General features: G+C 50.1%; 37 protein-coding genes. 34 read left to right on the top strand and 3 right to left on the bottom strand.

Annotated elements, in window-relative coordinates; genetic code table 11:
* Nucleotides 1-19 precede the first annotated feature (19 nt).
* The 21 genes from H8S57_RS00365 to H8S57_RS00465 all read left to right on the top strand — a co-directional run bounded on the left by H8S57_RS00365 (nucleotide 20) and on the right by H8S57_RS00465 (nucleotide 13,459).
* Nucleotides 20-832, top strand: a complete 813-nt coding sequence (locus H8S57_RS00365; RefSeq protein ID WP_369807575.1) for a type II secretion system F family protein — start codon at nucleotides 20-22, stop codon at nucleotides 830-832.
* A complete protein-coding gene (locus H8S57_RS00370; RefSeq protein WP_186906125.1) occupies nucleotides 829-1,707 on the top strand; it encodes a type II secretion system F family protein in 879 nt (292 codons plus the stop codon). The genes H8S57_RS00365 and H8S57_RS00370 overlap by 4 nt, the downstream gene beginning before the upstream one ends.
* Before the next feature lie 183 nt (nucleotides 1,708-1,890).
* Entirely contained in the window at nucleotides 1,891-2,037 is a 147-nt protein-coding gene (locus H8S57_RS00375; RefSeq protein WP_164488728.1) for a hypothetical protein, read from the top strand.
* 48 nt (nucleotides 2,038-2,085) lie between these two features.
* The gene (locus H8S57_RS00380; protein WP_186906126.1) at nucleotides 2,086-2,307 is read left to right on the top strand and encodes a DUF6133 family protein; all 222 of its coding nucleotides are present in this window, start codon (nucleotides 2,086-2,088) and stop codon (nucleotides 2,305-2,307) included.
* Between the two features lie 86 nt (nucleotides 2,308-2,393).
* Nucleotides 2,394-2,741, top strand: coding sequence for a hypothetical protein (locus tag H8S57_RS17175; RefSeq protein ID WP_243204625.1), 348 nt, complete (start codon nucleotides 2,394-2,396; stop codon nucleotides 2,739-2,741).
* A gap of 60 nt (nucleotides 2,742-2,801) precedes the next feature.
* Nucleotides 2,802-3,218 carry a zinc-finger-containing protein gene (locus H8S57_RS00390; RefSeq protein ID WP_186906127.1) on the top strand — a complete coding sequence of 139 codons (417 nt, stop codon included), beginning with the start codon at nucleotides 2,802-2,804 and terminating at the stop codon, nucleotides 3,216-3,218.
* Nucleotides 3,218-3,808 carry a sigma-70 family RNA polymerase sigma factor gene (locus H8S57_RS00395; protein ID WP_369807576.1) on the top strand — a complete coding sequence of 197 codons (591 nt, stop codon included), beginning with the start codon at nucleotides 3,218-3,220 and terminating at the stop codon, nucleotides 3,806-3,808. Before H8S57_RS00390 ends, H8S57_RS00395 begins: the two co-directional genes overlap by 1 nt.
* A gap of 60 nt (nucleotides 3,809-3,868) precedes the next feature.
* Nucleotides 3,869-4,570 carry a hypothetical protein gene (locus H8S57_RS00400; protein ID WP_186906128.1) on the top strand — a complete coding sequence of 234 codons (702 nt, stop codon included), beginning with the start codon at nucleotides 3,869-3,871 and terminating at the stop codon, nucleotides 4,568-4,570.
* Nucleotides 4,567-5,046, top strand: a complete 480-nt coding sequence (locus tag H8S57_RS00405; RefSeq protein WP_186906129.1) for a hypothetical protein — start codon at nucleotides 4,567-4,569, stop codon at nucleotides 5,044-5,046. The genes H8S57_RS00400 and H8S57_RS00405 overlap by 4 nt, the downstream gene beginning before the upstream one ends.
* A 151-nt stretch (nucleotides 5,047-5,197) precedes the next feature.
* Complete coding sequence (locus H8S57_RS00410) at nucleotides 5,198-5,803, top strand: hypothetical protein (protein ID WP_144232817.1); 606 nt, start codon at nucleotides 5,198-5,200, stop codon at nucleotides 5,801-5,803.
* Between the two features lie 269 nt (nucleotides 5,804-6,072).
* Nucleotides 6,073-6,480: a single-stranded DNA-binding protein gene (locus tag H8S57_RS00415; RefSeq protein WP_144232816.1), complete on the top strand. Its 408-nt coding sequence runs from the start codon at nucleotides 6,073-6,075 to the stop codon at nucleotides 6,478-6,480.
* Nucleotides 6,481-6,590: 110 nt separating this feature from the next.
* Nucleotides 6,591-7,406 carry a hypothetical protein gene (locus tag H8S57_RS00420; protein WP_186906130.1) on the top strand — a complete coding sequence of 272 codons (816 nt, stop codon included), beginning with the start codon at nucleotides 6,591-6,593 and terminating at the stop codon, nucleotides 7,404-7,406.
* Nucleotides 7,407-7,439: 33 nt separating this feature from the next.
* Nucleotides 7,440-8,513 (top strand): DUF932 domain-containing protein, encoded by a 1,074-nt coding sequence (locus H8S57_RS00425; protein WP_144232814.1) that lies wholly within the window; start codon nucleotides 7,440-7,442, stop codon nucleotides 8,511-8,513.
* Between the two features lie 38 nt (nucleotides 8,514-8,551).
* The gene (locus tag H8S57_RS00430) at nucleotides 8,552-9,397 is read left to right on the top strand and encodes a hypothetical protein (protein ID WP_186906131.1); all 846 of its coding nucleotides are present in this window, start codon (nucleotides 8,552-8,554) and stop codon (nucleotides 9,395-9,397) included.
* 101 nt (nucleotides 9,398-9,498) lie between these two features.
* A complete protein-coding gene (locus tag H8S57_RS00435) occupies nucleotides 9,499-10,038 on the top strand; it encodes a sigma-70 RNA polymerase sigma factor region 4 domain-containing protein (RefSeq protein ID WP_186906132.1) in 540 nt (179 codons plus the stop codon).
* 48 nt (nucleotides 10,039-10,086) lie between these two features.
* Nucleotides 10,087-10,332: a hypothetical protein gene (locus tag H8S57_RS00440; RefSeq protein ID WP_144232811.1), complete on the top strand. Its 246-nt coding sequence runs from the start codon at nucleotides 10,087-10,089 to the stop codon at nucleotides 10,330-10,332.
* Between the two features lie 87 nt (nucleotides 10,333-10,419).
* Entirely contained in the window at nucleotides 10,420-11,106 is a 687-nt protein-coding gene (locus H8S57_RS00445; RefSeq protein ID WP_186906133.1) for a YkgJ family cysteine cluster protein, read from the top strand.
* Between the two features lie 195 nt (nucleotides 11,107-11,301).
* Nucleotides 11,302-11,745 carry a DUF7659 family protein gene (locus H8S57_RS00450; RefSeq protein ID WP_186906134.1) on the top strand — a complete coding sequence of 148 codons (444 nt, stop codon included), beginning with the start codon at nucleotides 11,302-11,304 and terminating at the stop codon, nucleotides 11,743-11,745.
* A 110-nt stretch (nucleotides 11,746-11,855) separates the two neighbouring features.
* Entirely contained in the window at nucleotides 11,856-12,461 is a 606-nt protein-coding gene (locus H8S57_RS00455; protein ID WP_243132605.1) for a DUF6809 family protein, read from the top strand.
* Nucleotides 12,462-12,491: 30 nt separating this feature from the next.
* Nucleotides 12,492-12,800 carry a hypothetical protein gene (locus tag H8S57_RS00460; RefSeq protein WP_186906135.1) on the top strand — a complete coding sequence of 103 codons (309 nt, stop codon included), beginning with the start codon at nucleotides 12,492-12,494 and terminating at the stop codon, nucleotides 12,798-12,800.
* A complete protein-coding gene (locus tag H8S57_RS00465) occupies nucleotides 12,797-13,459 on the top strand; it encodes a hypothetical protein (protein ID WP_186906136.1) in 663 nt (220 codons plus the stop codon). Before H8S57_RS00460 ends, H8S57_RS00465 begins: the two co-directional genes overlap by 4 nt.
* A gap of 177 nt (nucleotides 13,460-13,636) precedes the next feature.
* On the opposite strand, the gene H8S57_RS17045 is transcribed toward H8S57_RS00465, so the two are convergent.
* Nucleotides 13,637-13,900, bottom strand: a complete 264-nt coding sequence (locus H8S57_RS17045; protein ID WP_207723637.1) for a hypothetical protein — start codon at nucleotides 13,898-13,900, stop codon at nucleotides 13,637-13,639.
* 12 nt (nucleotides 13,901-13,912) lie between these two features.
* On the opposite strand from H8S57_RS17045, the gene H8S57_RS17050 reads away from it, so the two are divergent.
* The 13 genes from H8S57_RS17050 to H8S57_RS00525 all read left to right on the top strand — a co-directional run bounded on the left by H8S57_RS17050 (nucleotide 13,913) and on the right by H8S57_RS00525 (nucleotide 24,121).
* A complete protein-coding gene (locus H8S57_RS17050) occupies nucleotides 13,913-14,335 on the top strand; it encodes a hypothetical protein (RefSeq protein ID WP_207723638.1) in 423 nt (140 codons plus the stop codon).
* Complete coding sequence (locus H8S57_RS17055; RefSeq protein ID WP_207723639.1) at nucleotides 14,307-14,528, top strand: hypothetical protein; 222 nt, start codon at nucleotides 14,307-14,309, stop codon at nucleotides 14,526-14,528. The genes H8S57_RS17050 and H8S57_RS17055 overlap by 29 nt, the downstream gene beginning before the upstream one ends.
* 18 nt (nucleotides 14,529-14,546) lie before the next feature.
* The gene (locus tag H8S57_RS00475; RefSeq protein WP_243204626.1) at nucleotides 14,547-15,104 is read left to right on the top strand and encodes a decarboxylase; all 558 of its coding nucleotides are present in this window, start codon (nucleotides 14,547-14,549) and stop codon (nucleotides 15,102-15,104) included.
* The gene (locus tag H8S57_RS00480; protein ID WP_144232804.1) at nucleotides 15,101-15,619 is read left to right on the top strand and encodes an adenylosuccinate lyase; all 519 of its coding nucleotides are present in this window, start codon (nucleotides 15,101-15,103) and stop codon (nucleotides 15,617-15,619) included. The genes H8S57_RS00475 and H8S57_RS00480 overlap by 4 nt, the downstream gene beginning before the upstream one ends.
* Nucleotides 15,620-15,721: 102 nt before the next feature.
* Nucleotides 15,722-16,849 carry a DUF4313 domain-containing protein gene (locus tag H8S57_RS00485; protein ID WP_186906138.1) on the top strand — a complete coding sequence of 376 codons (1,128 nt, stop codon included), beginning with the start codon at nucleotides 15,722-15,724 and terminating at the stop codon, nucleotides 16,847-16,849.
* 136 nt (nucleotides 16,850-16,985) lie between these two features.
* On the top strand, nucleotides 16,986-17,768 hold the full coding sequence (locus H8S57_RS00490) for a DUF4313 domain-containing protein (protein WP_243204627.1): 783 nt from the start codon (nucleotides 16,986-16,988) through the stop codon (nucleotides 17,766-17,768).
* A gap of 2 nt (nucleotides 17,769-17,770) precedes the next feature.
* Nucleotides 17,771-18,457, top strand: a complete 687-nt coding sequence (locus H8S57_RS00495; RefSeq protein ID WP_186906140.1) for a hypothetical protein — start codon at nucleotides 17,771-17,773, stop codon at nucleotides 18,455-18,457.
* Nucleotides 18,458-18,870: 413 nt separating this feature from the next.
* The gene (locus H8S57_RS00500) at nucleotides 18,871-19,827 is read left to right on the top strand and encodes a helix-turn-helix domain-containing protein (RefSeq protein ID WP_186906141.1); all 957 of its coding nucleotides are present in this window, start codon (nucleotides 18,871-18,873) and stop codon (nucleotides 19,825-19,827) included.
* A gap of 126 nt (nucleotides 19,828-19,953) precedes the next feature.
* Complete coding sequence (locus H8S57_RS00505) at nucleotides 19,954-20,565, top strand: MptD family putative ECF transporter S component (RefSeq protein ID WP_186906142.1); 612 nt, start codon at nucleotides 19,954-19,956, stop codon at nucleotides 20,563-20,565.
* Nucleotides 20,562-21,263: an energy-coupling factor transporter transmembrane component T family protein gene (locus H8S57_RS00510; protein WP_186906143.1), complete on the top strand. Its 702-nt coding sequence runs from the start codon at nucleotides 20,562-20,564 to the stop codon at nucleotides 21,261-21,263. Before H8S57_RS00505 ends, H8S57_RS00510 begins: the two co-directional genes overlap by 4 nt.
* Before the next feature lie 10 nt (nucleotides 21,264-21,273).
* Entirely contained in the window at nucleotides 21,274-22,752 is a 1,479-nt protein-coding gene (locus tag H8S57_RS00515; protein ID WP_186906144.1) for an ABC transporter ATP-binding protein, read from the top strand.
* A gap of 434 nt (nucleotides 22,753-23,186) precedes the next feature.
* A complete protein-coding gene (locus H8S57_RS00520) occupies nucleotides 23,187-23,567 on the top strand; it encodes a metal-dependent transcriptional regulator (RefSeq protein ID WP_144232799.1) in 381 nt (126 codons plus the stop codon).
* A gap of 134 nt (nucleotides 23,568-23,701) precedes the next feature.
* Nucleotides 23,702-24,121 (top strand): winged helix-turn-helix domain-containing protein, encoded by a 420-nt coding sequence (locus H8S57_RS00525; protein WP_144232798.1) that lies wholly within the window; start codon nucleotides 23,702-23,704, stop codon nucleotides 24,119-24,121.
* Nucleotides 24,122-24,156: 35 nt separating this feature from the next.
* Here the strand turns inward: H8S57_RS00525 and H8S57_RS00530 are convergent, their stop codons facing one another.
* Nucleotides 24,157-24,873, bottom strand: a complete 717-nt coding sequence (locus tag H8S57_RS00530; protein WP_144232797.1) for a Fic/DOC family protein — start codon at nucleotides 24,871-24,873, stop codon at nucleotides 24,157-24,159.
* A complete protein-coding gene (locus H8S57_RS00535) occupies nucleotides 24,866-25,069 on the bottom strand; it encodes an antitoxin VbhA family protein (protein WP_007712900.1) in 204 nt (67 codons plus the stop codon). The genes H8S57_RS00530 and H8S57_RS00535 overlap by 8 nt, the downstream gene beginning before the upstream one ends.
* Between the last annotated feature and the right edge of the window lie 166 nt (nucleotides 25,070-25,235).

Raw genomic sequence — 25,235 nt, forward strand, 5'->3', positions numbered from 1 at the left:
TCAGCGCAAAGCGGCCACATTGTCTGATGAGCTCAATGTTCTGATGGGCACACCAGCCAAGGGATTCTTCAATCAGGATTACGAGCTGAAGCAGATCCTGAAAGGCACCGGCCGGTCTGACCGCTATGAGGCTGTCAAGCGGCTGTCGCTTATCCTATTTGCGGTGGGTGCCGTACTGGCGCTGCTCATCAACAATGTGTATATGGTTCCGATTCTGGGCATTGGTTTTTCCCTCGCCCCTATTTGGTACCTGCGCAGCACTGCCGCCAGCTACAAAAAACATCTCAACGAGGAACTGGAGACCGCCATCTCCATCATCACCACCTCTTATCTGCGTACTGAGGATCTGATCCGGGCTGTCAAAGAGAACCTGCCCTACATCAACGAGCCGGTAAAGGCCAATTTTGAAGTTTTCGTCTACGAGGCGGAGCTGATCAACGCCAATCTGACAAGCGCCATCAACTCCCTCAAGATGAAGGTACCCAACCGAGTCTTTCATGAGTGGTGCAACATCTTGATCCAGTGCCAGTCTGACCGTTCCATGAAAAACACGCTGCCCACCATTGCCCAGAAGTTCAGCGATGTGCGTGTGGTACAGTCTGAACTGGAGGCTATGATGCAGGGGCCGCGCCGGGAAGCCATCACAATGATGTTCCTGGTGATCGCCAATGTGCCGCTGCTCTACTTCCTGAACAAAGACTGGTTCCACACCCTCATCTTTACGACTCCCGGCAAAATTGCTCTGGCGATCTGTGCAGCCATCATTCTGTTCGCTTTGACCCAGATCATGAAGCTGAGCAAACCCATTGAATACGGAGGTGACGGCGTATGACGCTTCTGGCTCTTTTGGCGATTATCTGTTTTGGGTTCGCCACCTATAACCTGACTTGCGCCTTCGTGGACATTCCCACTAAGAAGACCTCCCGGATGATGATGCTGGCCCGTAAGCAGCAGGGCATCAAAGCAGAAAAGCTACTGGATGTCTACACTACCAAGATCGCCGGGCTGCTCGCTCATTATCTGAAACTGGATAAGCTCAAGCGCAATAAGCTTCAGCGGGCACTGGACATTGTTGGTCTGGAACTGTCACCGGAAGTCTATACCGCACGGGCATGGGTCCGAGCGGGCGCCGTTGGTCTCTGCGCTTTGCTCATGGCGCCGCTTATGCCGCTGGCCGTTCCGATCCTGATTGGTTTGGCGGTAGCACTGTGGTTTTCGACCTATTACAGCGTTTTCGATTTTGTTAAGAAGCGTCGCAAACTCATTGAGAGCGAAATACCCCGATTTGCTTTGACCATTGGGCAGAATCTGGAGAATGATCGTGATGTACTGAAAATTCTCACCTCCTACCGTCGCGTTGCAGGTAAGGATTTCGGTGCGGAGCTGGATCAGACGATTGCTGACATGAAAACCGGCAATTACGAAAACGCTCTGATTCATTTCGAGACCCGCATCGGTAGCCCCATGTTGTCTGATGTGATCCGAGGCCTGATCGGCGTATTACGCGGTGACGACCAGCGGATGTACTTCAAGATGATCTGCTTTGATATGCGGCAGATTGAACAGAACAACCTGAAAAAAGAAGCTGCCAAACGGCCCAAGAAGATTCAGCGTTATTCCATGATGATGCTGATCTGTATTATGATCATCTATCTGGTTGTCCTCTGTACGGAGGTGCTGGCTTCTCTCGGAGCTTTCTTCGGCTGACAGGTTCCCGCTCACACTTCAGGTCTGAGCTTTATATAACAACTCCCCCGCTCGGGAACCAACCAATACCGTGTATGTCAGCGGGTTCCCATAGCAGCCGGCGTACCGGCTGCTATCAACCTTTCCACAAGGCCGGCCTGTCAGCAGGCCGGCCTTGATTTATCGTCTGAACAGGAGAATTCCATGGCGAAGAAAAAGTTTATTCCGCCTGACGGCGAAAATCGGATTCGCCGCCGGTTCCACCAGCTTCTGCATCAGAAGCCCAAGGTATATCCTGACAAGCCCCGTTCCAACAAAAACGGCCTGCTCAAGCCGATCCGTCGCTCCTGACAGGCTGCACCCAACCATTCAATAATCACACTCTCAGGAGGTATTTTCATGAAGAAGTTTACCAGCTGCATCTGCAACAACGCCAACAGCCTCGTCCTTCGCGCCCGCACGGCGCTCTCCAACCAGCGCGGCGATTTTTATATCTCTGACGCTGTGAAGATCATCATCGCTGTCGTCCTCGGCGCGCTGCTCCTGGCGGCTCTGACCCTCATCTTCAACGATACGGTCATCCCCCGGATCACCCAGGAGATCGAGGGTCTGTTCGCCTAAGCGCCAATATGCGGGGGTTGGTTTGTGGATATCCACAACCAGCCCCCGCTTTTTGTTTTTCAAAAAACGAATAACGGAGGTACAGGATGAATACACCCTGCAAATTTTATTCCTTTCTGCGTGCCACTGGTGGAAACTGGCGCAACGCCATTTTTATCTCCTGTGATTGTGAGGTCTGCACACATGAACATGAAAAACCATGCTCGGGTTTTCTGTTTACCGTGGATGAGTGCGGGCAGGTCATGCTGCTGTCTGCCGAATCGGTTCATCAGCTGACCGGCGAGCAAGTTGATCCCGCCGAGTGCAGCGCTGTCCTGCCGCGCCGTTCCTTTGAATCTGCCTTTTCAAAATACATTGAATGGCACACGCCGGACCCGTCTAACTGCACACTTCACCAGCTTTGCTCTGCGTGGTCCTGTGACAGCGCCCCCTAATTTATACCCAAAAAGACGTCATTGCGCCGTCTTCGGCGCGTTTTCGGAGGTGATGATTTTATGATGAAGTCAAAAAAAATTAAATGCCCATACTGTCACGCCAACGCTTCGCTTCGCCCCGCTAGTGTTGTATATGGGCACAACCGGCGCTCTCAGGGAAAATTTCTCTATCTCTGTGATCGCTGGCCTGCCTGTGACGCTTATGTGAGCGCCCATGATCGGACGCACCTGCCCATGGGTGTCTTAGCCAATGGTGATCTGCGACACAAACGGATTCTGGCGCACCAGGCGCTTCGTCAGCTGCAACAGAGCCGGAACATGGAAAAATGGGAGGTCTATATCTGGCTACAGGCCAAATTGGGCTTAAACGAGCACCAGGCTCACATTGGACAATTTTCTGATTGGATGTGCGATGAAGTGATTTGTCTGTGCAAACAGGCGTCTGGCCCTCCCGCCGACATGAAGGCGGCAGCCTGATGGGGGGCGAAAATATGAATAGCCTAACGAAAGCACAACAGGAACTCGTTTCACAGAATCTGCCTGTGGTACATTGGGTGATTTGTGACTATATCCATGTCAATCCCACCATTTGCGGCCTGGAGTATAGCGATTTGTTTCAAGAGGGATGCCTCTGGCTCTGCAAAGCTGCAGCCACTTATAAGGATGACGGGCGGGCACAATTTTCCACCTACGCCAAAACAGTCGTAAAAAACGGTCTCTTATCCTACTGTAGAAAGGTATGCAATCACCGGAGCCATTTCAGCCGTCTTATCATTGGCGAGCATGGCGAGTTGGCGGCAGACGGTGAGGCGTTGGAACCGCAGGCCGATGATTTTGATGCTCATATGTCCCTGGTAGAAACACTGTCGCTCCTGGAGGCCAGCAAACAGGAATATGACGGTGTAACCAGACTCGGTATTGAGGCGCTTGCTCTTAAACTACAAGGGATGCGGGTCACAGATATTGCGGAAATCTATCGTGTGCCTCCTTCCCATGTAGGCGCCTGGATCTCTCGCTCTGCGACCAAGCTGCGCTGTGATCCCCGCTTTTTGGCAAGTCTGCTTTGAGTCTGTTGAAAACCGCGGTCATACAGCAGTAAAGGATATTTAAAAGGAGGTTTTGAAGCTATGGAATTAAAAAAGCTGTATACTGCGGTCGGCCGTCTGGAGCGGGAGTCCAACGGGTGCGGACATTCCTGCCCGGTCATTGTGCTTGGTGGGGAGCGATACATGGTGGATATGCAGGAAATGGTCGTGTGGACTGCACTGAACTGGCGGATCTCCAAATGGGATGATATTTCCTGCCAGTGTGACAGGTTGGCCTCCTCCCTGGGCGGATGTGTTGCCCGTCCCTGGGATGCCTGCGTCAACCGTTTGCTCATCCGCGGCCTTCTGGTATCCGGATGCGGCGAAACAGAATTCGATGCATTGTACGACCTGCTCAGCTCTCTTGGGGTCATCCCCACCAATGGCTCCGCATTTGTACGCGGCGTGTCCGCTGCCAAGCTGGTACTCAGCCGGCGGATAACGATGAAGCAGGCTATGAAGCTATTCCATAAAGACCGCCGGACTGATTATGAATCCCGTGTAATGAGGCTGACCCATCAGGCGCTTCTTTCCACCGCCGAAATCATCAAATGTGTGGAGCAGGATGTCTTCTCTCTCCCCAGTGAACAGGTCCTGATGGAAAAGGTGTACGGTGACAGCGAGACCACCTGCCAGAATATCGCCAGCATGATGAAGAACAGCCGGAGCAGTCAGGCTGTCACGCTGGCCGTGGCCAACCTGTACCTGCGTCAGCAAATCATTTTTGAAAGGATCAGCACATGAAAAAACAATGGGATCAATTCCCCTTTGTGCTGCGGCGTAAGATTCTACTGACCGCTTTGGCCGGGCTTGCCAGCCTCGCTGTCAGTCTCGTAATTTTTACCGCAACCACAGATCACATCCTTCTGGCATTGGGCGGAATTATTTTCATCGCTTCGCTGGTGTTGAGCGGAAGCCTGTGGAGCACCGCCGCTTGTGGCCGGTATGAAGTAGTCGAAGGAGTTTGTACCAGTGTCACAGCCCCCGCATTGCATCGTTATCGCAAGGTACAGTTAGTAGATGCCCAAGGCGCAGAAACCACTCTGCTTTTGAGCAAAGCTTCCAGGTTTCGGATTGGTTCCCACTACAGATTCTATTTCCAGACGGGGAGCCGTCCCGCAGTTGGAAATGACTACCTGGACGCAGCCCTTTCTACCAATAGTTTTCTGGGGTATGAAGAGCTTGAAACGACTTCCTCTGCGGATGAAAACCTTGAATAAGAACCCACAGAATAAGGAAAAAGCTGCGGTGCCGTTCAAACCGTTATGGTGCCGCAGTTTTTGCTTGCCTTTTCAAATTTAATCTGCATTGCAGAAAAGTGAAAATACTTCCCTATTTAATAAGCGGAACATCAAAAAGGAGGTTTCGCCAATGCACAAGCCACACACCATTGAGCAATACAAAATCCAGCAATTTCTGGATGCCAATTTTGCCATGGAACATTTTCTGGTATCTCCGCTTTCCCGAATGTCTCTTCTTCTGGAGGACAAGACCGGCGAACAGATTGCTTTTGGATTTTTGGATAATGAAGTCCAAGAAATCCCGATCCCTCCGCCGGCAAAACCGGAAGATGTGAAGGCCTTTCTCCAAGCTTTCCGTGCGCTTGATCCAAAGCCGAAGCTGCATTCCTTTGAAGATGTCACGCGCTGGTGGTTAAGTCATCCGAATCCTTTGACCTACCAGCAGGCCCTGTGCCTGTCGGACGAACTCTATCGCCGCTTTCTCTCCCGCCCAATGCTCCGGGAAGAAGATTGCTGCCGGCTGGCCGCCTCCGGCCTTGTAACCGAGGAAGAATACCAGGACATTCAGCTCTGGTTCTTTGACGAGGGCAAAAACTACTGCTGGCTGGGTCCCCTTGGAGTGGATGGCACCGGAAACATTTACGGTTTGACAATTCACTATGGCAAAACTTATGCCAGAAGATTGAAGTTTTACCTGCTGGATGACTACTATCGTTACATGAACCACATGTTGTAAGTCGCCGCGCAAAAATATCTATATATAGAATTATACCACTTGACATACACAAGATATAGTGTTACACTTACCTTGTAATTGATTTTTGTGCACTTCCCATATGGGATACAGACCGAAGTTCTGTACCGCAGGCCAAAAGCCTGCATTGCACACGCTGTTAAGTTTGTATGCAAGTGTCAGTGGTATCTCCGCGCCCATTTTGTGGCCGGATTGCTGCTGGCACTTTTTATATATAGATAGTAACGCCAAAGGCGAAGAAAGGAAGTGTTATGGCACAGATCCATGTATTTGGCCGAGTCATGCATGATCTTGTTCCCAAAGAAGGCCAGACAAAACAACCGTATGTCTGCTTTGACCTTATGGAGCGAAACGGCGGTAACCAGCCAGACTTTTATCAGGTATGGGCCCGTGGCGACGCTGTTGCCAGGCTCATGAAGCTCAAGGTCAGAAAGGGCAGCATGATCTGGCTCACCGGATCGCAAAAACTGGTGGATGTCCGCCAAAAGGACGGAAGCACGGTCAAGAAGCTGAAAGTATGGTTGACTGACTTTGGCTACCTTCCCGGACAAACCTCCAGAGCAAAGCCGGAATGTGATCAGAATGGCTCCGACCAAGCGGAGACTGTTCCTGCACCCGCAGAGGTGATGGACGGTGACCGCGAACCCCTGCCGGGATAAGTACCGGCACCTCAGAGGGACCGTATCAAGTTTTCAGAATGGACTGAAAAACTTGGTGCGGTCCCTCTTTTTTGTTTTCAGGCAAAATTTACAGGAAGGACGGCAAAAAAATGAGTAACGACAAAGGACTTTTGATCGGCAGCATCACCATTCTGATTGGTGCTGTTATCGCCATCATGGCTCTGGTGCGCGGACCGTGGCAGGCTTGGCTGCTGATTGGGGTATTCACCCTCTGGGGGCTTTGGGTCGTACTGATCCTCCTGCTCCCCTATATGCAGCAGGCCAAACGCCGCCGGCAGCGCCAGCAGCGGGAACGGCAACTTCATGCCGAAGGCGTTAGTCAGAGCACATTTCAGGTCCCGGAACTGGAGGAACCAATTTCGGATGATCTGCTGCTCCGCTACGCAAATCACCGCATCCTGACCTACCTGCGCTCCTCGTATGCAAACGCCTGCTTTGAGTGGTGCGAACCCAAGCCGACCGAGCTGATCCGCACCAATGGTACCGGACGCATCCGACTTTACAATGTGGATGATTTTGACCATGCGGACATCACCTTCGGCAAGGACGCAGCTATTCGCTGCGATCTGCTCCGGATCGTACCGCTGTCCAAGACTGAAACAGGGGCAGACGACCCGAACAATATTCCGCCCAACAAGCAGCCAATCGATCCGCGCATCTGGTATGAAAACAGCGGACGCACGGTTTTGGAGGCACTAGTGGCGGATTTGAACTCTCGTGGCCACAGCAAGCTCACTCTGCGTGAAAACGGCGATATCTGCATTCAGCAGGGTGAGGAGTTGGTGCCGCAGGAACACCTCTCCAACTTTCCGGCGAAGGTCTACTGGCCCCGTCTGGTGGAAGTATTTGAGAGCAATGGTCTTTCTGCCGAAACAACGGCGCAGGGCATTCAGGTCTCCTGGTAAGCACCATCATACAAAGAAGGGAGTGAAAACACAATGAAATCCGGGATAAGCCTTGTTGAGATGGCAAAGGAGATCCAGCGTCAGGCCGAACTGAAGGCCGATTATATGATGGATACCCGAAGCCTCCGTCTGGAGCCTTTTGGCTCGGACTTATATCTCAATGCCTATACCCCGTCTGGCGAGATGGCTGTGGAGCCGCTGGAGATCAATGCCATCGCCCACAGGCAGATCGGCACCCATCTGAAGATCCCGGCGGCCTACTACGACAAGATGCTGACACAGCATCCCCAGCTGCTTTCGGAAAATGTGAACGCCTGGTTCGAGCGTGAGCCCGCTGTACGCTTAGTCCGCACTATTGGCGGCACCGCCCGGGCATTCCTTAGCAACCGCTACCGGCGTATCGACAATCTGGATATTGCCGGCATCGTTCTTCCTGTCCTGCAGGATATGGAAGGGATGCACTTTGAAAGCTGCCAGCTCACCGAAAGCCGTATGTATATCAAGGTGGTGAATACCCGGCTGCAAGCAGAGGTCTCTCCCGGCGATATCGTCCAGTCAGGCATCATCATCAGCAACAGCGAGGTGGGGCTTGGCTCGGTGAATATCCAGCCGTTGGTCTACCGTCTGGTGTGCAGCAATGGCATGGTGGTCAACGACGCCCAGACGCGCCGCAACCATGTTGGCCGTGTCAACGAGGCCACGGAGAATTATCAGCTATACTCCGATAAGACGCTGGAAGCCGATGATAAGGCGTTTGCCATGAAGATTCAGGATACGGTACGGGCCGTGGTGGATGAGGTGCGTTTCACTCAGGTGGTCAACCTGATGAAAGATGCCAAAGACGCCCGGATGAATACCGCGGATGTTCCTGGTGTCGTCAAGCTGGTCAGCAGAGACTTTCATATCACGGAAGAAGAAAGCTCCGGTGTGCTGCAGCGGCTGATTGAAGGAAACGATCTGACGCTGTATGGCTTGTCCAACGCAGTGACCCGCCACAGCCAGGATGTCGAGGACTATGACAGAGCCACCGCTCTGGAGGGCATCGGCTACAACATTCTTTCCATGCCGGCAAGGCAGTGGAGCCGTATCAATCAGATGGCCGCCTGAGTGGCTGCCAACCAGTCAATTCTAAGGAGGAACGAACTATGTACGAACAGAACACTTCCATGATGAACATTCCCGAGCAGAACGCTTTCCTGCTTCCCGCCATGGTAGAGGGCGACTTCAGCAGCGAGGAGATCGCGGAGGATGCCGACGGTCTGCAGATGATGAGTTTCCAGCGGGTGAAGATTCCCGCCGGCGGCCAGTTGCAGTTCGAGATCCCCACCGAGGACCCGGACAATCCGGACTATGCCCGGACGCTGGAGGGCGTGATTCTCTATAATCACGCCGCCTGCACCCTCTGGCCGGAAGGCAGCGAGTATGACGAGGACACCAAGCCTCTCTGCTCCTCTGTGGACGGCAAGACGGGAATTGGTGAACCTGGCGGCGCCTGCGCCACTTGCCCGATGAACGAGTATGGCTCGGCCCGAGACGGTGGACGTGGCAAGGCGTGCAAGAATATGCGGGACATCTACCTGCTGCGCAGCGGCGAGTATATGCCTCTGCTGATCTCGCTCCCGCCCACCAGCATCAAGCCGTTCAAAGAGTTTCTGAACAGAGCCTTTGTCTACCGGCGGCGTGCCACCTATGGCAGCCTGGTGCAGATCTCGCTGAAGAAGGAAAACAACGGCAGCAACGACTACAGCGTTGCCGCCTTCCGTCTCGTGCGCGACTTCCAGGGCGAGGAGTTGAGTCAGATCCGTGCCTATGCCAATGGCTTCAAGGAGCAGATCAAGCTCATCAACATCCAGCGGGCCCTGATTAACGAAGAGCAGCGCACCAACGACTGCGAGTATGAGATCCCCGCATCCGCCACCAAAGCTGCAAATCCTGATGGGAGCTATGCGGTCGGAGCGATCAACGGCGACTACGAAAAGCTGCCGGCATAATGGATTTTCTGCGGGCATAACCGCATGACATGTCATCAAGGGATACCTCTGGCTCACGCCGGGGGTATTCCTTTTTTTGTTTTAGACTGGAGGAAATATATATGTTGTGTGAAGTACCGTTAACAAAGGAACAGCAAGAGTTTGCCGCCGAACATCACGGCCTGGTTTATAAATTTCTGAATGATAACCATCTCTCTGAAGACGAATTTTATGACGTGGTTATTTTTCCCTATTTAACTGCAGTCCGGGATTACTGTAACAGTTCGTCTGCTCAGAAATACTCGTTCAGCACCATTGCCATGAGGCAAATGAAATTTCGGTTATGTGATTATTTTCGGGCTCAAGAGCGTCACAAACGAAATGCCGAAATCCTCAGCATCCACCTTGGCCTGTATCCCGACGGCACTCCTTTGGAAGATACACTGGCGGTGCAGGACAAACTGATGCAGGAATTCGAGATGGGCCAGCTGCTCCATGATCTGGCTGGTCGCATTTCCAGACAGCAGATGAACATTGTCCGTATGAAAGGTTGCGGCTATGGCGTACGAGAGATTGCCAAAAGCGAAAAGCTCCCTGTCCGGTGTATCAAAGATCTTCTTGAGGAAGCCCATGTGGTGTTTTGGGAACTCTGCCGCGAGTAATCTGCCCCGGCGGGAAATCAAAATCATTTTGAATGGAGGTCGAATACTATGACGAAATCGAAGAAATCCATTGCGATGCACGGAACGCTTCTGTGCCCGCTGGTTCTGGGCCACTGCGCTTTTCTGCGTGCCAACGGCACCACCTACCGCACCTCGACCGTCGTGGCGATCCACGAGCAGTCGGCGGATATGATCCATTTTGAGACGCTCAATTCCGACTACTACCTCTCTATGGACCCTTTCCCGATGGCGGCCGTCTTCCCGGCTTATACGGCCCTGGCCGCGTGCGCGTAGAATTCAACAAGTAAGGGGCCACGCCCCATAAGTCTCGGCCGTGGCAGGCGTCTTTGTCTGCCGCGGCCTTTTTTATGGAGGAATACGATGGAAGATCAATCCAAAACCCTTGCCGTGTCGGTACGAGCAAAGGAGTTCGTTTCATATCACTGCAGTTGCTGCGGTCATTGCTGCCGTCATATTGAAAATTGCGTGATGGTTGAGAGCCTGGATGCCTACCGGATGGCTAAGCACCTGCGTAACCAGCATTGCGGTATCAGCAGCACGGACGATGTGCTGCTCCGATACTGCGAACCCATGCCGCTTACCGATGAAGGTTATCCCATTTATGTACTCAAAACGGTCGGCGCAGATGCCACTTGTATTTTTCTGCGCGAAAACCAGTGCAGCATCTATGCTGCCCGCCCTCGAACCTGCCGCCTTTACCCGTTCTCGGTGGGGCCTGGTGAGCGTGGACGGGATTTTGAATACTGCCTGTGCTTTGATGATAATCAGCAGCATCACTTCAACAGCAGAAAGGTATTGGTCAAAGACTGGCTGTACCACAACTTTCCCAAAGAGGACAAGGAATTTTTGAAGCAACAGTATCTGGTCATCCCAGAGATTGGCCGGCTGATGCACCGTATGCCGGAAGAAATGCGCCAAGCAGCTGTATTCAAGATATTGTTCTATCACTACTATCATTTTGAGCTGGATCAGCCATTCCTGCCTCAGTACGATCAGAACAACCGCAGCTTGCTGAACGAGCTTCGCAAATTGGCTCCTTCAGAGTGAGGTGGTACCCGTGTTTTATGTGCTGGAGCATCTCTCGTCACAGAACGGTAACGGTCAACCGTGCCATCAATGGTTGCAATATGCCGTCTGCGGAAAGCATGAAATTTTGCAAAAGATCTGCCGAAGCCAGCGTCACCCGGAAGAATGGCGTGTGACACCACTGGCTGTAAGCACAGCAGAGAAAAGGAGCGTTGCATGAGTACAAATCAATATCAGGAGATGCGTAATCGCCAACAGGCGGAAATCAACGCATTCCCTATGTTCTTTGCGTTCAACAAACAACAGTTTGCCGAAGGGATGCGCACACTGGGCCTCTCTCTTTCGGATACCTGCCAGATGTGCAGCATTTTCGGTGGCGGCTACTGCCGCAAAAGCGATGCTGCCAAACTGGATGAAATGCTTGCCCGACATCGCAAAGAGCTGGAAGATGCCATTTCCTCGGATAAAACGGGGAAAGGCTTTATATTCGATATGTTCCTACAGGAATTGGAGAATCACGAGTATAGTTACACCGGCGATGTGCAGGAAGCATTGGATGCTTTGGGTATTACGCCCCAGTATATGGAGGCTATGCCGCAGTTGATGACAGGCCTCTCTCTGGCCTGCAATAAGGCTATGCAGCACGACTGTTTTGGCTGATTTTCAGTATCTATTATGGATGGTCTATGACCTTATCAGAGGTCTCAATCAGTAACCACCGCAGCTTTTGTACCGTCGGTGGTTCTTTCATTGACAGGAGGTACCAACCTTTGAATTTCCACGAAACGATATACGGTCACCGCTTTTTTGAGGCCCAGCTGCCCAATCTTATCAAGGCGATGGAACGAATTGCTGACGGACTTGCGCATCTTGAAGCGGGTTCGCCGCAGAGTACAACTCCTACATCCAGTTTTCTGCACGACCTCTACTACGGTGACTATGAGCCAAGCGTGTTCAAAAAGCAGAGCAGTGAGCAGAAAAAAATGGACAAATCGGTTTCCGCTGCCGAAGCAGTCCTGCGAAACATCCTGCAGAAATCCCCGTCAGCCATAAAAGCGTTCGAGGCCTATCAGATCGCTGTTGGTGAGCAACACGGTGCCGTTACTGAACAAGCGTTTGAATCCGGTTTTCAGACTGCCTTTCAGATGCTATTGGCTGGTCTTCCGCTACCTGAAGGCACGCATGATGACGAGTTTCCTCTCACTCTGCAGGAACTCAGAAAAATGAACGGCCAGCGAGTGTTCTGTCTCGAAACAAATGAGGAAGTCCAGGTCGTGGCCTACAAAAAGGGAGTTATCCGAGTAACCAATGACAAAGAGAACCTCCCTATCCATGGCTTGACTTTATATCGTCGTCGGCCAAGCTGGTGTGAATAGAACCAATGCCTCAATCAAGGAGAATACGGCATGAATATTTGCGAAGATAAAATCAAAGTGTTTCTTGATCGGCCTTTACCCCTTCAGGAATCGGAACAACAGATTCTCTGCCCAAGGTGCGGTCACAATGAGTTATATACCGGCAATTACTTTTTTCTGAACCCGCTGAGCCGATACGCTCATGTTTATATCTGTGAAAAGTGCTGGATGGATGAAGCATTGCAGGAAATAGACCGCCAACCAATTCCTCTCAGGATATGGAGTGCGGCACTTCCCCTGGTTTTTAGCGGAGAGTTACCGTCATCTATGAATCCAACAGCTGAGGAACCACATCCATGAAGTATGAGAACTATAGACTGCCCGGTGGGAAAACCCTCTCTGAAGGTACATTCGAGGATATCCGCTGGCAATATGGAGTGTTCCGCTGTAACAGCACCGGTGCTGGCCGAGATAAAAAATATACTCCTTGGCGGGCTGTCAAAACCAAATTAGGTGAGATCGAAGAATGTGACTGGTGCAAGCTGGTGGAAGCTGTCATCGAGCGGGAAAATGAGGTCCCGCTGCTGAATGCGCTTATCCAATGGTGCAATGAGCACAACTATGTCTCAGCATCTGTGTCTGAAATGCGGAAGGAGGCGCTCCAGCTTCATGCTTCCCGGATCTTCGACAATCCTCAATGGATCGGTTTCATCCCCTTTAACGCAAAATATCGGCCAGAAATACTGAACACTGCCAACATCGTTTTTGTTCGCATGGCGTGCTGCCCCGAAGCCGGCGCAGTCACCCAAGAACAAATTGACCGCGCTTGCAGCGGCCAGATTTCTTGCCCACACTGTGGGCGTTGGAACAGCTTCACGATTTTGGAGCGAGAATCTATCCCTGGTACTTATCCTTTCGATTCAGAGCACACCAGCGTGGAGCACATGGAGCATATGACAAAGAAGGAGGCTGACACAAATGATGCAGATTCCCCTTGGGAAGAAGATGACGAACTCTAAGTGTAAACCGCTTGAGAATCGGCTGAACCTACCCGGCAGGGGTTCCGTCAAGCAGTCCTCTAAAATGCAGGCGTACCGCGCCTATGGTGCCGCCCATTTTTATGTTCAGGAACGGTGCCGCCACTTCCGGCGTGGATAGCCAAAATCAATCCAGTGGCAAGGATATACCCTTACCCTCTAAAGAAGGAGGTATGACCTACGATCTACCAAAATGAAAACGAAGAACTCTGGCACGAAGGCATCTGCTTTAAAATCGGTGCACAGGTCTTTGCCAACGATCAGAGCGAATACGAAGGACTCTTTGGAACCATCTTCGAGATCCGCACCGGAACCGACAAAGAAACTGAAAACGACACGCCGGATATTTACTGCAGGTTTGACCTGCCTGTTCTCTCCGCTGACCGCAAAGCTTTGGAACGGACTTTTTCTGAACTCTACCATGAGCCAAAGAGCGTGGAGGAACTGGGACTTGATTTTGTTATCATGTCACCGGAAATGTTGATTCCTTTGCCGACTCCGAAACAGGATTATCCCCAAGCGACACTTTATATTGTGGCTTCCCACTGGGCCAGCGACGGAGAATATGGCTCTTATGAGATCCCATTCACCAGTCTGATCGATGCCCAGAGGCAGTTCCATGATGATCTCCGGGAGGAACAGGACGGCGGCAGTATTGATAGTTGGCGCCAAAAGAGTCAGTTTGTGGAGGAAGAGACGCAAAATAGCTATGAATGCTATCTGGACGGTGAGTATTGTGAAAACCACTTTTCCATTGAGCTGAAAAGTTTTTCGTTGCCGATGGCCCCCTGCTTTATAGAAAATGTGGCTGGTCTCTGGCAGGGAAAAAATGCAAGAGGACTTCAGAGAGCAGGTTGAAGACTGGGAGGAATTTCAGGAGCTTACTATATCCCAGCGTGAAAGATTGCTGGCCTCTTCGGATTTTACCCGGCGCCTTCTTGCACAGTTAAGAAGCAGTTCTGCTTATCAGGAGACCTATTGGGAAGCGGTGCCTGAAGTAGCGGCGGCTCTTTTGACGGAAATTAGCCGACAGCCTGATACTGATAAATGAATGGAGGGATATGTTTTTATGGACGAAATGGAAAAGGCTCTTCGTGAAGAATTGGAAAAGCATCTGGACACACTCCGCCGCAATCTGGAGGTCGTGCCTATGGATGTGCTGAAAACCAAGTATAAGAAACCCTATCAGGAGTTGAAGGAAAGCATCTGCAAAGCCGCTACGGCGTACACCCGCCATGTGTCTCTCGGGGGTATTCGCATCAAACAAAAGTATGGCGATGAGGCAACGAGCTATGCCAACGAAGCGGTAAAAAACTCCCAATGTCTGAAGCGGATTTCCGAGGCTGCTTTTGATCGGCAGGACATGAATGAGATCGCTGCTTTGGCGAAACAGCTGAGAGAGGAAATTCTTCAGGTCCTCCATGTTTTTTACCTGCAGCATATGTGCATTTATGTGTCCAAAGAATGCATGAGCGACCATCATCTGGCGCCGGAGGTCTATAACGACGCTACCGCACAGGTTTGGCGAAACGGAGAATGGCAGACTATGGAGGATACTTCCTGCGGTGCGTTGCTTCCCGTTGAGGTCATCTATGAGGTTCCTGGCCCTGTCGAGGCAGCCGCATGACAAAAAAGCAGAAATATCTGAACAGCGAGGCCCATGGCTATCTGTTGGAATCGGACGCCTGTGCTCTTCTGATCAAAGAATTGGAGCGAGCTTGCACCAAGTTTCAGCGCCGCATAGACAAGGAAAATGCCGCACGGCAGGCTGATTTCGATGCCGCTATGGAGTACCACAGTGAAAATGAGATCCAGGATGCTTACGGCTGGGAGTTGATCACCGAAGCACAGTACCGTGCGTATATGGACCTGTTCCACCGCGGCCGGCAGGCTCTTGAGGAACACGCCCCCACCGTATCTGAGCTGGCATTGTCCATCGCAAGGCGGGTCATCTATGATTTGGAGTCCGATCAGCGTGAGTTTGCCTTCTCTGCTCTCACACCAGAACAGCAGACTGCCGAACTGCTGCGCGCAGAGAAAACTCGCAAAGAGTGGAAAGAACATATTGCCCGGTTGAAAGAGCAGCAAGGGCAAATCGTCAAATGGGAAGACAAAGACGGCACATCAATGTTGACTCTTTGACTATGAGAAAAAGACCCTTCTGGTTCATTCAGAGTAAGTGTCAAAAGCCCGGCAGATTGTTTTCTTGCAATCTGCTGGGCACTTTTATGGAGGGACAGTTTTATGATCATATACCATGATACATCTTATGTGAAACCATCCAACGCAAAGTGGATCGCCAAAGGATATGCAATGGAGGACATCTATTCTCTGCGCCTGCAGTTTTTATATACGGAAGCGCAGCAGGAAGAAAACAGAATGGCTCATGCGGCCGGAATCAGGGATACCGTTCAGCTCCGGCAGGCCGCCGAACACAGAAACGCGGTTATGGCTCCGATCATGGCTGCCATTGCTCATAATTTCATTTGCTACGGCTACACAGAAGAGGGGCCGGCCCCCTACCTCAGCAATGGTTGGGAAGTCTATTTCTGGTGCAACAATTTCAGCAATACCGCACACGGCTGTGGACTCTCCGGTAGAGATTATTCTTACTTTACGCTAACTTTCAATGAACGGCAGACGGTTATTCAGCGCAGAGAGCTTTGTGATCGGCTGCTGGAATTTCTGGATACGCATTTTAAAAACCATCCGAACCTGCATGTGGCGGTTCAGTATTCCACCTGGTATGACACCAAAAAAATTGAAAGGGACGCCCGAAAGATGCAGTATCTTCTGGATGGGCGCCGCCATACCCACGGTGGGAAAGAGGGGCGATTTTTCCTTGAAAACGGAGACTTGCTCTTCCGCCCCAAATACGCCAAACGAACTGTCTATCGTGTAGACCGGGCAGACATTCTCACAATCTGCTGGGAATTAGGACTGATAGCTGATAACTGCAGCGAAGACAGCCATTCCGCATCTGCGGAAATCAACCATGCCACCACACTTCTCCTCTATGAGAAGTACGGATCTCCCCACCAGATCCAGCTCACAGTTACCTCCTATGTAGGAGGCAATCTTGCAATCCAAATGGTGGCCTGGGAGGACGGATATCCCGAACCCTGGGCGTCTTTGACTGTCAATTTGGACGGCAAGCGTCAGAAAGACTGTGCATTCATTGACACCAACGGAGACCCCGATTTTCCTGTTTGGCTCATCCGTAATGGGCTGGCAATCCCGACCGGTGTCCTACAGCGCAGTGGGTTCTGCGAGTACCCGGAATACCGTTTCCGAGCGGACCGGCTGCAAGAGCTTGATCCGAATGGGTACGCCTCCTACCTTGCTTCACAGCAAAGCGGAAAAAGCGCATAAACAACAATGACGACGAGACTGCCTCTCCCCTATCCTGTACTTTGGAGTCAGTCTTACAACACAACGACCGGTGGGTTGCTTTTTGCAGCCCACCGGTTTTGCTTGGAGGAAATCAATGCAGCCAATACCATTCAACATGAAAGGAACGGAATATGCCATAACCATTAAAGTTGCCACCTACTCGGAAGGCAACCTCGCTATCAAACTTTATCAAGAGAATTTCGGGCAGTTGATATTCTGGGACACTCTCACCACAAATCTGGGTGGTCTGCGGCCAAAGGACTGTGGTTTTGTCAACACAAAGGCCACTGGCAAACGGTTTTATGCATGGATTAAGCGCAACGGACTAGGAGAACCAACAGGCCAAATTCGCTCTGAAAGCGGAGTGGATAATGTGGAATATCTCTTTAATAGCAAGAAGCTTAAAAAGCTTGACCCTGATGGCTATACCTACTATTCCAGGCGATTGAAAGGAGAGCTTGGCCGCCAATATGAACGCTTGTATTTGGCACTTCGCCGGCTCGCAAATCATGTTCCTCACTTCCACTACACGGATTACAGCGGATGGCGAAAACTCCAAGACTCTGATGATACGCTCCCATTATGGATTGAAGCCGAAGATCCGGCTCACTGCTTGCGGTATATTTTCGAGCAGCGCGGAATTATGCTGCGGACCACAATCATTAACTGCGAGATCCAAACTATGCAACGCTATATTCACCGCCGCAAAGAAGATATGGCCACCAACCTGCTTTCGTTTTATCAAGGGGAACTTCCTGTATACCCGCCTTGGTCAGAAGATCGGCGGCGCCAGAGTGACACAAGACACGAAAATCCCCTTATCCAGACTTTCAAAGAAACTGCGGAAATCCGCCATCAGGCAGGAAAGAAAAAGCAATCTCAAAAAAGGAGGACTTGACAATGAAACTGCTGCTCTACCCCAAGGGGCTGTTGGAAGCAGCCTGGTGCAAAGACAAAAAACATTATGCGGACGGTGACACCGCAGATCCGCCCAAATGTCTGCGGTGTGGCGCCCCGTTGGCTCCGCATCTGATGGTAAACGCCCTTAGCCGCTATGTGGATGTCCAGATCTGTGAGGCCTGCGGGATGGACGAAGCTCTCCGAGATGCAGTGCATATTCCCTTGTCTCTTGAAGAATGGGACGCGATTAAGCAGGGGCGGCTGTTGAGGCCCCAAAAAAGTCGTGACTGCTATCTGAAGACCACCTGCGGCTTCGATCAAGTGTTCCAGCACACCTATACTCCCCCCATGCAGGCCACCAAGCGACCTGTCAGCGAGGTGGCTTACTCCCGATCCGATTATGACGGGTGCCGGTGGTGGACGACCTGGCATGATGAGCGTGAGAAAAAACCGGCTCCGGAACTGGCAAAAGAAATCGACGAGTTCCAAAGTGCCCTGTTCAAGCTGCCGGCCTTCAAGACGCTGGAAACCATGCGGCGGTTCTGCCGCTATGCACAGCCTACCAACGAGGCAACGGAATTCAACCTTTATTCCGAGACCGATCATCTGTATATCTGGGTTCGTTTGATCACCCGGTTTCGGGACTACAATGTCTATGTTCACTATTATGATAAGAACTACCAGTAAAGTGTGAAATGGGGCGCAGATTTATGTCTGCGCCCCATAATCATTACAAGCAGATATATCGGCCCCGCCTAACTGTAAAATGTTGTGGGGCGGGTGGATTAGTGCATTTATACTACATAATCAAGGGCCGATGCTTTTAAATTTCCGTAAACTCAATCGACGGCAACTAGACCGAATTTCACAGCAATATCTACATATTTCAGTTCAAACTGTGAGACGTACATTGCACTGAACATCTTGTCAAACCCTCATGTTTTCTTCTTAGATGAACCTACTGTCGGCATGGATATTTAGTTACATATGCTGAAAGCACAGGTGGATAAAAGTGTACAGTGTGAATTTGCCTTGACGAGAACGAAAAAACAATTTAGTATATAGTTAGCTTTAGCTAACCGCAAAAGAAGGAGATTGCCGTGAAAGAGCTGCGTGGAACAGAATGGTATGGCGAATATGCTACGTTAACTGATGAACATAATGATTATATTCAAATCGAATATAAATGTAATGGAACAGGCTGTCTATATGACTACGCCCTTTTCCCTGGTATTGACTTAATTTTTATGGATTTTAATTGCCCAGATACTTTCCATGAGCCTATTCCTAATAAAAATATCATTGAAATCCGTCATTACCAAAAAGGACGTGTTGAGTTTGAGCTAAGAAACAACAAAGTTTTCCACATGAAAGAAGGCGAATTTTGCATCAATGCTCTTGCTAATGTTCCTGCAACATATTCATTTCCTTGTGGAAATAGCGTAGGACTAAGCTGTGTGATTGATAAAGATTCTGTCGATTCTGAAACGCAACAACTCTTTTCTTACTACAACATTGATGTTCTAAATCTCGGACGAGAATTAGAATTAGAAAAAAAGTGGTTTTTATGTCGAACACCACAGCGCTTGTTGCATATCTTTGATGAATTGTATGCTGCAAAAGGTTCTGAAGGGCGAGACTACTTCCGTATCAAATTATTGGAACTCTTTTACCATATCAAACAATTGCGGATTGAAGATCAGTATGAGGCACCATATTATTCCAAAGAGCAAATTGAAATCATCAAACGCATCCGTCAAGAGCTTATAGAAAACCTCGACAAAAAAATATCCATAGAAGAACTCCTGCGAAAAGAACCAATGAGCAAGGTCACATTTCAAGCTATTTTCAAGCAGATTTATGGTGATACGCCCTATGCACATATCAAAAAGTATAAAATGAATCTTGCGGCTGTTTATTTGCAGGAAACAGATCAATCAATCACTCAAATAGCTGGTGAACTTGGTTATTCAAATATTAGTAAGTTTGCGAGGGCTTTTCAAGAAGTGTTTGGAATGCTTCCAAAGGATTATCGCAAAGTGAAAAAATCAAATTAACTTTTGGGCTGTTTTGGCCGACTGTCTTTTCATTTGGAGCAGTTAGTGGATGCGAACTGTTGTAAAATAGCGTCGTGGTTAGTTATCTCTAACCACGACGCTATTTTATTATAGGAGGGCTCTGGAATGGAACAAACGGTAAAGAGAAAAATTGGTGTTCGCGATATTATGACGATTGCCGCAATGATGGTCATCAATTTCGCAATTGCAATGGTGATTGGTATGGTTACATTGCCTTTCCCAGCAGTATATTTATACGGCTCTGCCGGTATTGATGCCCTTATTGGAGCAACATTTTATTTGGTTGCGGCAAATCGCATTAACAAACACGGATTGTTGTTTGCTTGGGCTGCGGTTTATGGACTAATCCAAGGTGTTATGGGTTATATGTTCTTGGTTCCCTATTTCTTGATTGTAGCCCTCATTGCCGAGTTATGCATGGTTGGCAAGAATACATACCGAAGTGCAGTTCGCAACCGAATTGGCTGGATGGTCAACTCAATCGGAAATTTTGTAGGCTGTGCCGTACCGCTGTGGTGGTCTTGGGACAGCTATCAGGAAATGGCAGCAAGCAGCGGTTTTGATGCAAATACCTTGAATATGCAGCTCTCTATGGTGACTTCTCCGGCACTGATGCTTCTGGGTGTTGTCATTACTGCGGCTCTTGCAATTCTTGGTACATTGTTCGGCCAGCGGTTGCTCAGAAAGCATTTCCAAAAAGCAGGCATTGTAGGATGATGGCCGAAGAAAAAAAACAAAGACGGATTGACCAGATCGACGGGCGCACAGTTCTTTTTCTGACGCTGTGCGCCTGCATCGCGACCTTTCTCGCAACCAGTTTTTGGGGACATGGGATTTTTACCTTTTGGATTTTTTTGATCCTCTGCTGGTTTGGCTTGTATAAGCAGGCTTTGGGATGTTTTGCGGTCTATTTGGCGGCGATTGTATGGCTGATGATCGAAACAAAGTATCAGGTCAACATTCCCTCTCCGCTGTTACTCAGTATGATTTACAAACTTTTACTTCCCGCCATGCCAGCCTATCTTCTGGCTAAAATCCCGTCCGGGAAATTGACAGCCAGCCTGCGGAAAATGCCGATCCCTACCCGTATCATGCTTGTATTGATCGTCATGCTCCGTTTTGCTCCGACTGTGCTGCATGAATTTGGAGAAGTCAGGGAGGCCATGAAAATTCGTGGTTTCTTAAAATCGGTTGGCAATGTTTTGAGGCACCCAATGGACACATTGGAATATGCCATTGTCCCGATGGTATTTCGCTCCTTAAAGATTGCGGACGAGTTAGCCGCTTCTGCCATAGTCAGGGGAATTGAAAGTCCCTACAAGAAAGAAAGCTACTATGTCAGCCGGATTGCTGCGCTGGATTACTTTTTGATTGTTGTCAGCGTGGGAGCTACTGTGTGCTGCTGTCTTTTATAGGAGGAAAGGAATGGGAAAAGAAATAATGATCCGTGACCTGACCTTTTCCTATGGCGGGAACGGAAATCAACTGGAACATATATCGTTAGACATTGCCGCCGGAGAGGTCATTGTTATGACCGGCCCATCAGGAAGTGGGAAAAGCTCTTTAACAAGAGTAATTAACGGACTGATCCCCTATTTTTACGAGGGGGAATTAAGCGGGGATGTTTTTGTGGACGGGAAACCGCTGAAAGAAATTCCGTCCTGGGAGCGCGGCAAAATCGTAGGGAATGTATTCCAAGACCCCAGGAGCCAGTTTTTTGCCAATGAGGTTGCCGGTGAGGTTGCTTTCGGCTGTGAAAACTACGGTTATTCCCATGAGGAAATTCGGAACCATGTTCACCGGGCGGCGGCGGACATTAAGATTCAAAACATTCTGGATCATAGCCTGCACAGCCTGTCCTATGGAATGCGCCAGAAGGTTGCGATTGCATCGGCAGAGGCGATTGACCCGGAAATCTATGTCATGGATGAACCGTCTGCCAATCTGGATATTGCATCTACTTATCGCTTTGCGGACATTATCTGCGATTTGAAACAGCAGGGAAAAACCATTATCATAGCGGAACACCGGCTTTATTATCTGATGGATCTGGCAGACCGCTTCCTGTGTGTGCAGAAAGGAAAAATTGTGCGTGAATTTACCGCACAACAAATGAAAGCTCTGACTAATAAGGAAATCCAGGCATTGGGACTTCGCACTCCTGACCTGCATCAGATTGAGCAGACGGAAATCCCGTCTGCGGCAACCAGCGAGGTTGTCCTGAAAGTGAAAAAACTGAACCACTCTTTTGGTGAAACAATTGTAGCTAAGGATATTGACTTTCAATGCCGTAAGGGAGAAGTGATTGCCCTGATCGGCCCCAACGGAACGGGCAAAAGCACCATAGGGCGAATCTTGGCAGGGCTTTTGAAAGAGAAATCCGGCGAAGTCGTTTTATTCGGAAAGCATTGCAGACCCAAAGACCGCTTGGGAAAGGTCTGGTACATTCCCCAGGATTTAGACAGCCAGCTATTCGGTGAGGATTTGCTGGACGAACTGACTACTGGCTCAGAGGCCAGCCCGGAGCGGAAGCAAGCGGCAGAAGAAATTCTGGAAGCCCTGGAACTGACGCCGTTCATCAAACAGCATCCCTCTACGCTGTCAGGAGGGCAAAAGCAGAGGCTGGCTCTTGGCGTAGCTCTGATACACGAAGCACCTATTATCATACTTGACGAACCTACAAGTGGGCTGGACGGCACGAATATGCGGAATGTCAGCCGGATGATCCGCAAACTGGCGAAGATGGGGCGCACCATTATCGTCATTACCCATGACGCAGAGTGTGCGCTTGCCTGTTGCGAGCGGGCAATGCGCCTTGAAAACGGATATATTACTGATGATTTTCAAATCAGAGGAGCAGAGCTTCTTTTGGAAGAAATTGGGTATAACCAAAAGGAGGGTTAGGAATAGCACGGCAAAATAAGAAGCAGCCAAGGGCAAAAAGCAGGCTGGCGCGTTACCTGGAATTAGCTTCAGGTCATAAAGGGATTGTGCTTCTATCCGGATTTTTGGCTGCACTGGCTGCAATTTGTCCTTTTGAACCTTATTTATCAATTTATTACATCACTTGGTAAATCTTGTTTGTTTACCCGAATCTGCGGAGGACTGGCCCTGGTTGAGATATAGCAAAACTGGTGGAGGGCAAGGCGGTCATGATGATTACACTCCGGCTCCGTACTGGCGTTAATTCCGACCAGATCATCGTTCTAAAAGATGGCAAATTGGCCGAGCTGGGACCACATGAGAAATTGATGAAAAAGAAAGGACTGAACAAAAAATCGTACCATATTTAGCAGGAAAGCCTTAGTTGGGCGATATAGCTTTAGGAAGGGGAATCTATGAAACTTCATGCGTCCGGGGAGGACTATTTGGAAGCTATTCTTGTCCTCCACAAGAAGATGGGTATGGTGCGCTCTGTAGATGTGGCCCGGCACATGGATGTGTCTAAACCCAGCGTGTGCCATGCGGTAAGCACTCTGAAAGACGGCGGCTTCCTCACTATAGACGAGGATCACTTTCTTTATCTGACCGATATAGGCCTGGAAGTTGCTGAAACCATCTATGAGCGTCATTGTTTCTTTACAGAGCGGCTTATCGCCGCAGGCGTTGACCCTAAGACTGCAGAGGCTGACGCCTGCCGGATGGAACACGTTATTAGCACCGAGAGTTTTTTGCGGCTGAAAGAGGCAGCCGCCCAAGAGCAAGAACAAATCTTATAAGACAATCCATTCTGCTGCACAACAGAAAAAAGCCGTCGTACAATAAACCTTTTGACGCACCCATATAACCAGTGGCGGCTACGAGAAATCAAGGCCACCTCTTTTTTATGAAGGCTCACAAGGGAGATACTGCCATGAAAAAGAAGATCATTATTTACCTTGAAGATCTCACAGCATCCCAGGAAGTTTTGCTCCAGAAACTTCTTCAGAGCTTTTGTGTGGAGCAGATTGAGGTTCTTGAAGATACCACCTCTACCCTGCTGGTCGGTGACCTGCAGATTGATGTGGAGCGGCGCCAGGTATGGCGGGCCGGCAATCTGATAGAACTGACTTCGATGGAATTTGATATTCTTTACCTGTTAGCCCACCACCCGGGGCAGGTATTTTCCGCTCGGCAGATTTACGAAGCCGTCGCAGCAGATTCCTTTGATGCCAGCTGGACCGGGATTTCCAGCATGGTCTACAAACTCCGGCGCAAGCTGGGTGCCGGTATCATCGAAACAGTGCGGGGCCACGGCTACAAATTCGTTGCCCCAGGCACATCACTAAAATAAAGTAAGCGCACAACGGTTTCCGCTGTGCGCTTCTTTTATTCCTCGCGCCGGTAATGAGGTTCCGGTAAATAAGGCTCTTTCTGGTATTTGCGGTATTTCTCCGATATTTCGGCAGACCCCTCCAGGCTTTCCTCGCTGTAATCAATCGGCTCATCACAAACTGCGTCCAGCAAAATGCGCTCCAAATGCTCAAATTCTGAAAACTGATCCAGGGAGGCCATCACAAAAGAGTCGCGGACATAGCCGGCACTGGCAGCCATCAATTCCTGATCCATAAAGTATCCATGATGCTCCACAAAAAAGGTCATCATCATTACAACCGTTCGGGTATTGCCCTCCCGGAAAGGGTGCACCTGCCAGATCGGCGGAAAGAGGCTGATGAGCTGATGGACGAATTCTTCCCGGCTGATGCCATCCCATCTAACATTTTCCAGCCGTCCAAAAGCCTCATTGAGATCTTCTTCTATCCTGTCATCGTTGCTGTACCAAACGCTTCGGCCTGCCAGCAGTTTCTCCCGTTTTTCAATATTGATAATGCGGTACTGGCCGGCCCACTCATAAATGTCGGCAAACAGGGTCCGATGGATCTCCCGCAGGCCATCCGGAGAAAAGTCCTGAAAGCCCTGTTCGTACAGCAGCATCATATTTGCTCTGGATTGCTCGGCCTCGATGCGATCCAATGTTTTCTCATTTTTGATGCCCAGCTCGTTTTTCAGGACAGGCACATCTTCATACAGGTACGGGTCAGACACGGCTCTGGCGCTCCTGCTCCGCGATCCGGCGATGATGTGCCAGCAATGCCTGCTTCATCTGTTCGCCCGTCAGTTCGCCGCGGGCCCAGCTGGCAGATAGCGACCGTGCATAGCTGGAAATCGGTGCGCCCTCAATGGCGTTGATTGCATCGGCCGTCTTGACTGCTGCAATTCGCTTCTTTACCAATGGACTCATAGCGCCTTCACCTCCTTGCTGATTTTAGTATAACACAAGGAAGGCCCTGTTGCCAATAGGCCAGGTCAATACGAATCTTGCTACACTAGGTCAATGCAAACCTTGCTGGTTTTGAAAGCGGATTGCAATGATTTTAAGTCCACGGGAAAGACCCTGAGACAGCAAT

The sequence above is a fragment of the Lawsonibacter hominis genome (genome assembly GCF_014287895.1).
GTDB lineage: Bacteria > Bacillota > Clostridia > Oscillospirales > Oscillospiraceae > Lawsonibacter_A > Lawsonibacter_A hominis.

What these genes read in the sequence shown, in the direction of transcription:
- H8S57_RS00515 (WP_186906144.1), top strand. Translation starts at nt 21,274, where the DNA reads ATGGGAAAAGAAATAATGATCCGTGACCTGACCTTTTCCTATGGCGGG.
- H8S57_RS00525 (WP_144232798.1), top strand. Translation starts at nt 23,702, where the DNA reads ATGAAAAAGAAGATCATTATTTACCTTGAAGATCTCACAGCATCCCAG.
- H8S57_RS00505 (WP_186906142.1), top strand. Translation starts at nt 19,954, where the DNA reads ATGGAACAAACGGTAAAGAGAAAAATTGGTGTTCGCGATATTATGACG.
- H8S57_RS00495 (WP_186906140.1), top strand. Translation starts at nt 17,771, where the DNA reads ATGAAACTGCTGCTCTACCCCAAGGGGCTGTTGGAAGCAGCCTGGTGC.
- H8S57_RS00480 (WP_144232804.1), top strand. Translation starts at nt 15,101, where the DNA reads ATGACAAAAAAGCAGAAATATCTGAACAGCGAGGCCCATGGCTATCTG.
- H8S57_RS00460 (WP_186906135.1), top strand. Translation starts at nt 12,492, where the DNA reads ATGAATATTTGCGAAGATAAAATCAAAGTGTTTCTTGATCGGCCTTTA.
- H8S57_RS00425 (WP_144232814.1), top strand. Translation starts at nt 7,440, where the DNA reads ATGAAATCCGGGATAAGCCTTGTTGAGATGGCAAAGGAGATCCAGCGT.
- H8S57_RS00405 (WP_186906129.1), top strand. Translation starts at nt 4,567, where the DNA reads ATGAAAAAACAATGGGATCAATTCCCCTTTGTGCTGCGGCGTAAGATT.
- H8S57_RS00440 (WP_144232811.1), top strand. Translation starts at nt 10,087, where the DNA reads ATGACGAAATCGAAGAAATCCATTGCGATGCACGGAACGCTTCTGTGC.
- H8S57_RS00375 (WP_164488728.1), top strand. Translation starts at nt 1,891, where the DNA reads ATGGCGAAGAAAAAGTTTATTCCGCCTGACGGCGAAAATCGGATTCGC.
- H8S57_RS00410 (WP_144232817.1), top strand. Translation starts at nt 5,198, where the DNA reads ATGCACAAGCCACACACCATTGAGCAATACAAAATCCAGCAATTTCTG.
- H8S57_RS00475 (WP_243204626.1), top strand. Translation starts at nt 14,547, where the DNA reads ATGGACGAAATGGAAAAGGCTCTTCGTGAAGAATTGGAAAAGCATCTG.
- H8S57_RS00430 (WP_186906131.1), top strand. Translation starts at nt 8,552, where the DNA reads ATGTACGAACAGAACACTTCCATGATGAACATTCCCGAGCAGAACGCT.
- H8S57_RS00510 (WP_186906143.1), top strand. Translation starts at nt 20,562, where the DNA reads ATGATGGCCGAAGAAAAAAAACAAAGACGGATTGACCAGATCGACGGG.
- H8S57_RS00445 (WP_186906133.1), top strand. Translation starts at nt 10,420, where the DNA reads ATGGAAGATCAATCCAAAACCCTTGCCGTGTCGGTACGAGCAAAGGAG.
- H8S57_RS17045 (WP_207723637.1), bottom strand. Translation starts at nt 13,900, where the DNA reads ATGGTAGAGTTCAGAAAAAGTCCGTTCCAAAGCTTTGCGGTCAGCGGA.
- H8S57_RS00420 (WP_186906130.1), top strand. Translation starts at nt 6,591, where the DNA reads ATGAGTAACGACAAAGGACTTTTGATCGGCAGCATCACCATTCTGATT.
- H8S57_RS00415 (WP_144232816.1), top strand. Translation starts at nt 6,073, where the DNA reads ATGGCACAGATCCATGTATTTGGCCGAGTCATGCATGATCTTGTTCCC.
- H8S57_RS00370 (WP_186906125.1), top strand. Translation starts at nt 829, where the DNA reads ATGACGCTTCTGGCTCTTTTGGCGATTATCTGTTTTGGGTTCGCCACC.
- H8S57_RS00380 (WP_186906126.1), top strand. Translation starts at nt 2,086, where the DNA reads ATGAAGAAGTTTACCAGCTGCATCTGCAACAACGCCAACAGCCTCGTC.
- H8S57_RS00520 (WP_144232799.1), top strand. Translation starts at nt 23,187, where the DNA reads ATGAAACTTCATGCGTCCGGGGAGGACTATTTGGAAGCTATTCTTGTC.
- H8S57_RS00400 (WP_186906128.1), top strand. Translation starts at nt 3,869, where the DNA reads ATGGAATTAAAAAAGCTGTATACTGCGGTCGGCCGTCTGGAGCGGGAG.
- H8S57_RS00535 (WP_007712900.1), bottom strand. Translation starts at nt 25,069, where the DNA reads ATGAGTCCATTGGTAAAGAAGCGAATTGCAGCAGTCAAGACGGCCGAT.
- H8S57_RS17055 (WP_207723639.1), top strand. Translation starts at nt 14,307, where the DNA reads ATGCAAGAGGACTTCAGAGAGCAGGTTGAAGACTGGGAGGAATTTCAG.
- H8S57_RS00395 (WP_369807576.1), top strand. Translation starts at nt 3,218, where the DNA reads ATGGGGGGCGAAAATATGAATAGCCTAACGAAAGCACAACAGGAACTC.
- H8S57_RS00435 (WP_186906132.1), top strand. Translation starts at nt 9,499, where the DNA reads ATGTTGTGTGAAGTACCGTTAACAAAGGAACAGCAAGAGTTTGCCGCC.
- H8S57_RS00465 (WP_186906136.1), top strand. Translation starts at nt 12,797, where the DNA reads ATGAAGTATGAGAACTATAGACTGCCCGGTGGGAAAACCCTCTCTGAA.
- H8S57_RS00490 (WP_243204627.1), top strand. Translation starts at nt 16,986, where the DNA reads ATGAAAGGAACGGAATATGCCATAACCATTAAAGTTGCCACCTACTCG.
- H8S57_RS00485 (WP_186906138.1), top strand. Translation starts at nt 15,722, where the DNA reads ATGATCATATACCATGATACATCTTATGTGAAACCATCCAACGCAAAG.
- H8S57_RS00450 (WP_186906134.1), top strand. Translation starts at nt 11,302, where the DNA reads ATGAGTACAAATCAATATCAGGAGATGCGTAATCGCCAACAGGCGGAA.
- H8S57_RS17175 (WP_243204625.1), top strand. Translation starts at nt 2,394, where the DNA reads ATGAATACACCCTGCAAATTTTATTCCTTTCTGCGTGCCACTGGTGGA.
- H8S57_RS00390 (WP_186906127.1), top strand. Translation starts at nt 2,802, where the DNA reads ATGATGAAGTCAAAAAAAATTAAATGCCCATACTGTCACGCCAACGCT.